At 64.9% G+C, this 9,817-nt stretch carries 9 protein-coding genes, 2 rRNA genes and 1 pseudogene; 9 read left to right on the top strand and 3 right to left on the bottom strand.

Annotated elements, in window-relative coordinates; genetic code table 11:
* From Q1J95_RS11225 to Q1J95_RS11205, 5 genes are all read left to right on the top strand, one after another.
* A 23S ribosomal RNA gene (locus tag Q1J95_RS11225) occupies positions 1-396 on the top strand; the annotation flags it as partial.
* Positions 397-517: 121 nt separating this feature from the next.
* Positions 518-634, top strand: a 5S ribosomal RNA gene (gene rrf, locus Q1J95_RS11220).
* A gap of 175 nt (positions 635-809) precedes the next feature.
* Positions 810-1,625 carry a transporter substrate-binding domain-containing protein gene (locus tag Q1J95_RS11215; protein ID WP_300267620.1) on the top strand — a complete coding sequence of 272 codons (816 nt, stop codon included), beginning with the start codon at positions 810-812 and terminating at the stop codon, positions 1,623-1,625.
* Positions 1,626-1,627: 2 nt separating this feature from the next.
* Positions 1,628-2,290 (top strand): amino acid ABC transporter permease, encoded by a 663-nt coding sequence (locus Q1J95_RS11210; RefSeq protein WP_300267618.1) that lies wholly within the window; start codon positions 1,628-1,630, stop codon positions 2,288-2,290.
* The gene (locus tag Q1J95_RS11205; protein ID WP_300267616.1) at positions 2,277-3,071 is read left to right on the top strand and encodes an amino acid ABC transporter ATP-binding protein; all 795 of its coding nucleotides are present in this window, start codon (positions 2,277-2,279) and stop codon (positions 3,069-3,071) included. Before Q1J95_RS11210 ends, Q1J95_RS11205 begins: the two co-directional genes overlap by 14 nt.
* Before the next feature lie 18 nt (positions 3,072-3,089).
* On the opposite strand, the gene Q1J95_RS11200 is transcribed toward Q1J95_RS11205, so the two are convergent.
* Positions 3,090-3,737 (bottom strand): LysE/ArgO family amino acid transporter, encoded by a 648-nt coding sequence (locus Q1J95_RS11200; protein WP_300267614.1) that lies wholly within the window; start codon positions 3,735-3,737, stop codon positions 3,090-3,092.
* A gap of 70 nt (positions 3,738-3,807) precedes the next feature.
* Here Q1J95_RS11200 and Q1J95_RS11195 point away from each other — a divergent pair, with 70 nt between their 5' ends.
* Entirely contained in the window at positions 3,808-4,695 is an 888-nt protein-coding gene (locus tag Q1J95_RS11195; protein ID WP_300267612.1) for a LysR family transcriptional regulator ArgP, read from the top strand.
* A gap of 31 nt (positions 4,696-4,726) precedes the next feature.
* Here Q1J95_RS11195 and Q1J95_RS11190 read toward each other — a convergent pair whose 3' ends face one another.
* Together Q1J95_RS11190 and Q1J95_RS11185 are read right to left on the bottom strand one after the other, a co-directional pair.
* Positions 4,727-5,407, bottom strand: a complete 681-nt coding sequence (locus tag Q1J95_RS11190; RefSeq protein WP_300267611.1) for a YqaJ viral recombinase family protein — start codon at positions 5,405-5,407, stop codon at positions 4,727-4,729.
* A 65-nt stretch (positions 5,408-5,472) separates the two neighbouring features.
* Positions 5,473-6,837, bottom strand: coding sequence for a glucose-6-phosphate dehydrogenase (locus tag Q1J95_RS11185; RefSeq protein WP_300267609.1), 1,365 nt, complete (start codon positions 6,835-6,837; stop codon positions 5,473-5,475).
* 77 nt (positions 6,838-6,914) lie between these two features.
* Here Q1J95_RS11185 and Q1J95_RS11180 point away from each other — a divergent pair, with 77 nt between their 5' ends.
* From Q1J95_RS11180 to Q1J95_RS11170, 3 genes and pseudogenes are all read left to right on the top strand, one after another.
* Positions 6,915-8,705: a glycoside hydrolase family 15 protein gene (locus tag Q1J95_RS11180; protein WP_300267607.1), complete on the top strand. Its 1,791-nt coding sequence runs from the start codon at positions 6,915-6,917 to the stop codon at positions 8,703-8,705.
* 389 nt (positions 8,706-9,094) lie between these two features.
* Positions 9,095-9,583, top strand: coding sequence for a 50S ribosomal protein L10 (gene rplJ, locus Q1J95_RS11175; protein ID WP_300267605.1), 489 nt, complete (start codon positions 9,095-9,097; stop codon positions 9,581-9,583).
* 48 nt (positions 9,584-9,631) lie between these two features.
* Positions 9,632-9,817, top strand: a pseudogene (locus Q1J95_RS11170) (50S ribosomal protein L7/L12); the annotation flags it as partial.

Below are 9,817 nucleotides of genomic sequence, written 5' to 3'. Positions count from 1 at the left end.
TCGGCTCGTCGCATCCTGGGGCTGGAGTAGGTCCCAAGGGTTGGGCTGTTCGCCCATTAAAGCGGTACGCGAGCTGGGTTTAGAACGTCGTGAGACAGTTCGGTCCCTATCCGCTGCGCGCGTAGGAAGTTTGAGAGGATCTGACCCTAGTACGAGAGGACCGGGTTGGACGAACCTCTGGTGTGTCAGTTGTTCCGCCAGGAGCACCGCTGATTAGCTACGTTCGGGATGGATAACCGCTGAAAGCATCTAAGCGGGAAGCCGGCCTCAAGATGAGACTTCCATGCCCCTTGTGGGTGAGAGGCTCCCAGCCAGACTACTGGGTTGATAGGCCAGATGTGGAAGCACGGCAACGTGTGCAGCTGACTGGTACTAATAAGCCGATGACTTGATAACACCATATTTCAACAGTTCGAATTACTGATGCTCCGCGTCCACTGAGTGGTTCTCGATGTACGGTCGAGAACCCTAACAACACATCACGTGTTGATAGGTTTGATTGAAACATCAATAGTGTTTCGGCGGCCATAGCGTGAGGGAAACGCCCGGTCACATTCCGAACCCGGAAGCTAAGCCTCACAGCGCCGATGGTACTGCAGGGGGGACCCTGTGGGAGAGTAGGACACCGCCGGACTCCTTTTCAGTCAGAATGGCCACCCAACGCAGGGTGGCCATTCTGCGTTAACACGAGAGTGCACAGCACGCGCTGAAATGCAGCGTCACACGATGTGCAGGCAATGCACCCGACGCTTAGCGTTGTATCCGTGCCGCTCGACCCGGGCGCCGTTCCCGATCCCAGGAGGATCCACATGTTCCGCCGTCTTTCCGCTGTTTCTCTGGTCGCCGTCACCGCGCTCGCACTGGCCGCGTGCACAAGCCAGACCACCGAAGAGCCGACGGATGGTGGATCGAGCACGAACGCTGATCTCTCGCTCGTGGCTGACGGCACCCTCACGGTCGCGACCGAGGGTACGTACCGTCCCTTCAGCTACCACGAGGGTGACGGAACCGGCGACCTCGTCGGCTACGACGTCGAGATCATCGAGGCGGTTGCCGAGAAGCTCGACCTCGAGATCACGTTCGAAGAGACCCAGTGGGATGCCATCTTCGCCGGCCTCGAGGCAGGGCGCTTCGACCTCATCGCAAACCAGGTCACCATCAACGACGAGCGCGAGGCCAATTACCTGTTCAGCGAGCCGTACACGGTCAGCCACGGTGTGATCGTCGTCGCCGAAGACGATGACTCGATCAGCTCATTCGACGACCTCGCAGGCAAGAAGACCGCACAATCGCTGACGAGTAACTGGTACGAACTGGCCACCGAAAGCGGCGCCACCGTCGAATCGGTCGAAGGGTGGGCGCAGGCTGTGCAGTTGCTGCAGCAGGGCCGCGTCGACGCGACCATCAACGACGAGCTGACCTTCCTCGACTATGAGACGAACGAGGGGCCCACCGGACTCAAAATCGCCGCCGAGACCGAAGAAGGCGGTTCGCAGGCGTTCGCCTTCACAAAGGACAAGCAGGCACTCGCCGATGCGGTCGACGGCGCACTCGAAGAACTGCGCGCTGACGGCACCCTGGCCGAGATCAGCACCAAGTACTTCGGTACCGACGTCTCTGAGTAACAGTGGAGCTCTGGGAGCTGTTTCTCAGTGCGATCGGTCCGATCGCACTGGCCGGTGTCACCGGCACGATTCCGCTCGCACTCATCTCGTTTGCCCTCGGTCTCGTACTCGCGCTCGGCATCGCGCTCATGCGCATCTCTGAGCACCGCGTGCTTTCCGGAATCGCTCGCGTCTATATCTCCATCATTCGCGGTACGCCGCTGCTGGTTCAGCTCTTCGTGATCTTCTACGGCATGCCATCCATCGGCATCGTCGTGGATCCGTGGCCGAGCGCGATCATCGCGTTCTCGCTGAACGTGGGGGGCTACGCGGCTGAGGTGATTCGTGCCGCGATCCTCTCCGTCGCCAAGGGGCAGTGGGAAGCTGCCTATACCGTCGGCATGGGGCGCTCGCGCACTCTGACCCGCATCATCCTGCCGCAAGCGGCCCGTGTGTCGGTGCCGCCACTGTCGAATACGTTCATCTCGCTCGTCAAAGACACCTCGCTCGCGTCGCTGATTCTCGTCACCGAGCTTTTCCGAATCGCGCAGCAGATCGCCGCTTTCAGCTACAAGTTCATGGTCGTGTATCTGACCGCCGCGCTCGTGTACTGGGTGATCTGCTTCGTGCTGTCGCTCGGGCAGGACGCCCTGGAGAGGAGGCTCGACCGCCATGTCGCACGCTGACGTTCCCGCACGTACCGACACGCCGCTGCTGGCCGCCGGCGGACTGCACAAACGCTTCGGCGACAACGAAGTACTCAACGGGGTCGACCTCACGCTGCACCGTGGGGAGGTCGTCGTGCTCATCGGGCCCAGCGGATCGGGAAAGACGACCGTGCTGCGCTCGCTCAACGGCCTGGAGACTCCGGATTCCGGTGTCTTGAGCCTCGACGGCGGACCAGAGATCGATTTCACGACACGACCCACGAAGGCGACGCGCTTCGCCTTGCGGGACCGTTCGGCCATGGTGTTCCAGCATCACAACCTCTTTCCGCACCTGACCGTGCTCAACAACGTGATCGAAGGGCCCTGGCGTGTGCAGCGCCGCGCTAAAGACGAGGTCGTGGCCGAGGCGCGAACGCTGCTGGCACGTGTCGGGCTTGCTGACAAAGAGGATGCGTATCCGCACGAGCTCTCTGGCGGCCAGCAGCAGCGGGTGGGCATCGTCCGAGCACTCGCGCTGCGCCCTGACCTGCTGCTCTTCGACGAGCCGACGAGTGCCCTCGACCCCGAGCTCGTGGGTGAGGTTCTCTCTGTCATCAAAGAGCTCGCGGATGAGGGCTGGTCGATGGTCGTCGTCACGCATGAACTCGCGTTCGCGCGTGAAGCGGCGGATCATGTCCTCTTCCTCGACGGCGGCGTCGTGGTGGAACAGGGGCCGCCGCAGCGGCTGTTCACCGCGCCGCGGCATGAGCGCACGCGCCGCTTCCTCACGCGGATCATGCGTCCGCTCGACGGTGCCTGAGCGAGGCCGTCAGAATGATCACTCGCCCGTGAGCACGGGGACGAGCAGACTCACCGCGAGCGCGATCATGACGATGGCGATCAGCGCATCCAGCACTCGCCATGCACGCGGAGTGTTCAACCAGCGGCCAAGGTAGCGCGCACCGTAGCCGAGCGCGACGAACCAGATGACGCTCGCGGCTATCGCCCCGGTCGCGAAGAGCCATCGTGCGTCGCCATGGGTTGCGGCGATGGACCCGAGCATGAGCACGGTATCGAGATACACATGCGGATTCAGCCACGTCAGCGCAAGCACGGTGAGCACTACGGGAACGAGCCTGCTGTGGGGGCCAGCATCCGCTCGTCGTCTGTCAGCGGCTGTGTCGGCGCCGAGCGTGAGCGCACCGGTTCCCAGCCACGCGCGTCGCGCGGCGAGCAGTCCGTAGCCGAGAAGGAATGCGGCGCCGAACCAACGGGCGACGACGACCAGCCAGGGCATCGCCTGGAGCAGATAGCCGAGGCCGGCGACGCCGAGCGCGATCAGCACGGCATCCGACGCTGCGCAGACCACCACGACGGCGAAGACATGCTCTCGACGGACGCCCTGGCGCAGAATGAACACGTTCTGTGCGCCGATGGCGATGATGAGCGACAGGCCCAGTCCGAGACCGGCGAAGAAAGAGAGCACGTATCGACGTTACGAGCCAACGATCTGAAGCGCCAACGAAGATTACTACCGTCGCATTAGTATCTCTCATGTGAGGATAGATCCGGACCAAGCCGCTACGGTCGCCGCCGTCACCGAAGAGGGCAGCCTCGATGCGGCCGCGCGGCGGTTGAACATCACCCCCTCGGCGGTCAGCCAGCGCCTCAAGGCCTTGGAATCACACCTCGGGCGCGTACTCGTGGTGCGTTCGAAGCCGGCCCGGGCCACGGCATCCGGCGAAGCGATCGTGCGTCTCGCCCGGCAGATCGCACTCCTCGAGCATGAGACCGCTGTCTCCCTCGGCGTCGACGAGGGCGCGGGCGGGCGCATCAGCATCCCGCTCGCGGTGAACGCGGACTCCCTGTCGACGTGGTTTCTCGCTCCCTTGGCTCGCGTGTCAGAACGACACGACATCGACTTCGATCTGCACCGCGACGATCAGGACTTCACAGCCGGGCTGCTCGAAGCCGGAACCGTTATGGCCGCGGTGACCAGCCAGTCGACCCCGGTAACGGGATGCGCTGTGACGCCGCTCGGGCAGCTCGAATACGAGCCGCTGGCGAGTGCCGCGTTCATCGACCGGTGGTTCACCGACGGCGTCACAGCGGAGTCTCTCGCGCGAGCACCGTTCGTCGACTTCGACCGGCGCGATGACTTGCAGCGCGGATGGTTGCGTGGCTGGGGTGTGTCGGCATCCGACGTGCCACGGCACTACGTGCCCGCCTCACATGATTTCGCCACGGCCGTCGCGCTCGGGCTCGGGTGGGGGTTGATTCCTCGGATGCAGATGTCCGGTCACAAGACGCACGGTGACCTGGTGCGGCTGCCGGGTAAGACCGTGCGCGTGGCGCACTACTGGCAGCAGTGGAACCTGCCTTCGGCCATGCTCGATGCCGTCGCGGCTGAGGTCGTGATCGAAGCACAGCGCGTGCTCGTGTGACCCGGCACCGGATTCGGCGCGACTCGTAACGTCAGTCGGCGAGGGCGAGCGCGCGGAAAGCATCGCGCTCGCGCAGGGCGTCGCGTCGGCTGGGCGCCGCGACGATATCGCTCGACGGCGGGCGCTGCCCGGTCGTGCGGTGGTAGAGCTCATCGATCAGACGCGTAGCCAGCGTGACGAGTTGATTGATCTCGCGCTCATCGCGGTCGATCCACACGCACCGCGGCTCATCATGGATCGGCTGGAAGCTGTCGTGCTCTTCCCAGACGAACAGGGTGCGCTCGGCCCCGAGAACATGCTGTTGCCACCACACCTGCCGCATGTAGGTGCGCGGAATCGTGCGCCAGTTCTTATTGGTCGTCTTGATCTCGGCGAGCAGGATGCGGCCGTCGCCGTCTTGTAAGACGCCGTCCGGTGTGGCGAGGTGGCGATGTTCGACCTCTGCGCGAAACAGAGCAGAAGAGGGCTGGATGCCGTGGGTGGCGGCGACCCATGCGGCGATCTCGGGCTCGCGCCGACGACCATGATCGGTGTATGCGTTGCCACCGAAGCGGGCTCCGCCGCCGAGCTTCGCCTCCGCTGCGCGGGCGATGGAATTCTCACCGGAGAGTCCAGCGACATCCGTCGCGGTGATGCCGCGTGCGCGGGCCCGGAGCCAGGCGACGCGGTCGCGGGAGTCCGCGATGATGCGCGCCTGTAGATCCGAATTCACCCTTCGAGGCTACCCCGGACTGTCGAGAGCCGAGGGTCTGCCGCGCCGCGGTCGCGAGCCTCGGGTCAGCGCAGCGCCACCCAGCCGCTCGGTCCGTGCGATCCGGCCGGATACTCTTCCAGCGGCACGTCGTTGCGCTTCCACGCCTGCCGGATCGGCTCGATGATGCGCCAGCACTGCTCGGCGGCATCACCGCGCACAGACAGCATCGGGTCGGCGTCGAGGACGCCGGAGAGAACTTCGGCGTAGGCCTTGAGCGCACCCGCACCCAGCTCGGCTGTGAGCGTCGCTCGTTCGAGCTCGAGCGGGTCGTCGGCGCCGTTGACGTTGAGCTCGAGCGACATGCGGTCGGGCCCGAGCGAGAAGCGCAGGACAGCCCCGTCAGCCGAGCCGGTGAACCCGACGGGAAGGTGGCGCACGGCGCGAAAGCGCACGATGACCTCGCGCGCCGGGTCGCTCAACGCCTTCCCCGAACGAAGTGTGAACGGCACTCCGGCCCAACGTGCGTTTCGCACCTCGAACGTCGCCGCGGCGAGGGTCTCGGTGCCGCGCTCGGGATCGACGCCCGGCTCATCGACATAGGACGGCTTCTGCTCGCCATCGACGGTGCCGGCGGTGTACCGCGCCCGGCGCGATGCGGCGATCGGATCCTCGCCGAAGACGGTCGTCGCGCGCAGAACCGCCGAGGTCGCTTCGCGAAAGTCCGTCTCATCGAGCGTCGCGGGTTGCTCCATGGCGAGGACCGCAAGCACCTGCAGCAGGTGACTCTGGATCATGTCGACGAACGCCCCCGCGCCGTCGTAATATCCTGCCCGACCTTCGAGGCCCAGCTTCTCGTCATAGATGATGGCGACCGATTCGATGCTCTCGGCCGACCACAGCGGCTCGAGCAGGCGGTTCGCGAAGCGAGCGCCGAGCAGATTCAGCGTGGTGGCCTTTCCGAGGAAGTGGTCGACCCGGAACACCTGACTTTCCGGCACGAGTGCGGCGATGGTGTCGTTGAGCCTCCGGGCGCTGTCTTCATCGACCCCGAAGGGCTTCTCCAGCGCGAGCATCGCGCCCGCTGGCAGCATGTCAGCGGTCAGTGCCGCACAGGCCGCGGCGGCGACGGCCGGGGGTACCGCGAAGTAGAGTGCGACCTGCCCGTCGAGCCCCGCCAGCAGCGAAGCGAGCTCATCGGCCTTCGTGATGTCAGCGCGGCGATACTCGACGTCGACGCGTGAGACGGCTGCCTCGGCATCCGCTGATCGAAACGACGTGCGCACGACATCGAGCAGGTCATCGTCGGTCCACTCGTCGGTGCCGGCTCCGATGAGTCGCACGTGGCGCTCCGGCTCGGTGGTGAGCAGCTGTCCGAGAGCGGGAAGCAGCAGTCGCGAGGTGAGGTCTCCTGAGGCGCCGAAGATCACCAGCGTGGTGTCAGCAGTCATGTTTCCCACGGTACTGGCGATGCTGCGCTGCCAACAGAGCTATGCGGGGCGAACAGGGACGTGCGACAATCGACGCAATGCCCACACCGATCGAGGATTACGCACTTCTGAGCGACTGCCGAACGGCAGCCCTGGTCTCGCGCGATGGCAGCATCGACTGGCTGTGCCTGCCGCGTTTCGATGCTCCGTCGGTATTCGGCGCTCTGCTGGGCGATCCATCGCACGGATGCTGGACGCTGCGCCCGGTGGATCCGAATGCGACGGTGCAGCGGCGGTATTGGCCCGACACCTTCATCCTCATCACCCGATGGGAGAGCGCCGACGGCATCGCCGAAGTGCACGAGTTCATGCCGATGACCGACGATCGAACCGACGTCGTGCGGCGGATCATCGGCGTCTCAGGCACCGTCGCCTTCCGCACGGAACTGCGCATGCATTTCGATTATGCGCGGGCCGTGCCCTGGGTGCGTCAGGTGGGCAACGCTGAAGCGCCGGCGCTGCATGCGACGGCGGGGCCGGATGCGGTGATCGTGCGCGGCGTGAAGCTCACAGCATCCGACCATGTGCATGCCGCAGGTCTCACTGTGGCTGAAGGGGAGACTCGCGACCTCACACTGAGCTGGTTTCCCTCCCACACATCCGAGCCGCACCCTCTCGATGTCGAAGCGGCCATCGCAAGGACGCGGTCGTGGTGGCAGGGGTGGGCGAGTCCCATCGAACACGATGGTCCGCACCGCGACGCGGTGGTGCGCTCGCTGCTCGTGCTGCGTGCGTTGACCAGCAGAGATACCGGCGGCATCGTGGCGGCGGCGACGACGTCGCTGCCGGAGGAGTTCGGTGGCACGCGGAACTGGGATTATCGCTTCGTGTGGCTGCGCGATGCCGCGCTGACGCTGGAGGCGCTGACCGTGCACGGCTTCCTGGAGGAAGCGCACCACTGGCGGCGGTGGCTCCTGCGCGCGGTCGCGGGCGACCCTACCGAGGTGCAGATCATGTACGGCATAGCCGGCGAACGCGACCTCGCCGAGCGCGAGCTGACGAGTCTTCCCGGATATGACCGCGCCGCACCGGTGCGGATCGGCAACGGCGCTGTCGACCAATATCAGGGCGACGTGATCGGCGAGGTGCTGGTGGCGCTCGAGGCGGCTCGGATCGCGGGTCTCGAGGAGGGGGCGTTCTCCTGGCCGCTGCAGCGAAAGCTCATCGAGCGCGCCATCGTGGACATGGACAAGCCCGACAACGGCATCTGGGAGATCCGCGGTGAGCCGCAACGGTTCACGCACTCCAGGGTGATGATGTGGGCAGCCCTCGACCGCGGCGTGCGCGCGGTGCGCGAGCATGATCTGCCCGGTGACGCCGAACGGTGGGCGCGGATGCGGGATCAGGTGCGTGCCGAGATCGATGAGCACGGCGTGCATGCGGACGGCTACTTCGTACAGCATTACGGCTCTGACGAGGTGGATGCCTCGCTTCTGACGCTTCCGCAGGTCGGGTACTGCGCGGCGGATGATCCGCGGATGCTGCGCACGGTCGAGCAGATGGAGCGCACGCTGGTGCGTGACGGTCTGCTGATGCGGTACCGGACGGCTTCCGGCGTGGACGGACTCGATGGTGGGGAGCATCCGTTCCTCGCGTGCAGCTTCTGGCTCGTGGAGCAGTACGCGGCGAGTGGCCGCCTCGACGACGCACGTACCTTGATGGACCGGCTCGTCTCGCTGTCGAACGACGTCGGACTTCTGTCGGAGGAGTACGACGTCGGCGCATCCCGGCATGCCGGAAACACTCCCCAGGCGTTCTCGCACCTCACGCTCGTTCGCGCGGCGGATGCGCTCGCCGGGCATTCCGGCCGTGCCGCGGATCGCGCGTAGCCGCACCGGCGCTCGCTGTCGCTCGGTTGGTCGATCTCTCATTGGAGCGGCGCCCCTGTTCTCGTCGGCGCCCCCGGATATAGGCTGTTGGGCCTCGGCGAGAACAGGGGGTACCGGTGGAAGTGCTCGTCCCCGGATCGGCCGTGATTTGGGGAGATGTCCTCTCTCAGGTACAGTTGAGGTAACCGAAGACCGCTGGTCATCGTCGTGCGCGCAAGGGCAAGACGATTGAAGCACTGCTCAGCAGGGGCCCGCGCAGGGACATGAACGTATTTCTGGAAACAGATTCTCACGCTCCGTCGCTTGCGCCGGAGCGTTTTTGTTTGAGCGGGTGGTCGAGGTCGATGTCGCACGGACGTGCGGCATCTCGTACCCACCAAGGAGTGACCATGGCGCAGAAGGATGCATCGGTTGCCGAGCTCACGAAGTCATTCGAGAACTCGAACGCCGTCCTGCTGACCGAGTACCGCGGTCTGACCGTTGCTCAGCTGAAAGAGCTGCGTGACAGCATCCGTCAGAACGCGAACTACGCCGTGGTGAAGAACACGCTGACCAAGATCGCTGCCAACAAGGCAGGGATCAGTGAGCTGGATGACGACCTCAACGGTCCTTCGGCTGTCGCATTCGTGCACGGCGACTTCGTCGCCGCCGCGAAGGCTCTTCGTGACTTCGCCAAGGCGAACCCGCACCTCGTGATCAAGAGCGGCGTCTATGAGGGCAACGTCCTCAGCGCCGAAGAGGTCAACAAGTACGCGTCGCTGGAGAGCCGTGAGGTTCTGCTGGCGAAGGCCGCGGGCATGATGAAGGCGACGATGGGCAAGGCTGCCGCGACCATCGATGCTCTTCGCAACAAGCTGGAGACCGCAGAGGCCGCGTAAGCGACCGGCGTTTTCTTCCCACAAACCCCATCTATTAGGAGATACATCATGGCTAAGCTCACCACTGAGGAGCTGCTTGAGCAGTTTGCCGACCTGACGCTCGTCGAGCTCAACGACTTCGTCAAGGCGTTCGAGGAGAAGTTCGAGGTCACCGCTGCTGCCCCCGTCGCCGCTGCAGGTGCCGCTGGTGCCGGTGGCGCCGCTGAGGCTGAGGAAGAGAAGGACTCCTTCGAC

The sequence above is a fragment of the Microbacterium sp. genome (assembly GCF_029263575.1).
Lineage (GTDB): Bacteria > Actinomycetota > Actinomycetes > Actinomycetales > Microbacteriaceae > Microbacterium.
Note: the sequence above shows the minus strand (reverse complement) of the source record. Positions and strands in the feature narration are given on the sequence as shown.

Bases quoted from the DNA above. Each gene is read 5' to 3' on its own strand.
- Q1J95_RS11205 (WP_300267616.1), top strand. From the start codon at position 2,277: ATGTCGCACGCTGACGTTCCCGCACGTACCGACACGCCGCTGCTGGCC.
- Q1J95_RS11180 (WP_300267607.1), top strand. From the start codon at position 6,915: ATGCCCACACCGATCGAGGATTACGCACTTCTGAGCGACTGCCGAACG.
- Q1J95_RS11215 (WP_300267620.1), top strand. From the start codon at position 810: ATGTTCCGCCGTCTTTCCGCTGTTTCTCTGGTCGCCGTCACCGCGCTC.
- rplJ (WP_300267605.1), top strand. From the start codon at position 9,095: ATGGCGCAGAAGGATGCATCGGTTGCCGAGCTCACGAAGTCATTCGAG.
- Q1J95_RS11185 (WP_300267609.1), bottom strand. From the start codon at position 6,837: ATGACTGCTGACACCACGCTGGTGATCTTCGGCGCCTCAGGAGACCTC.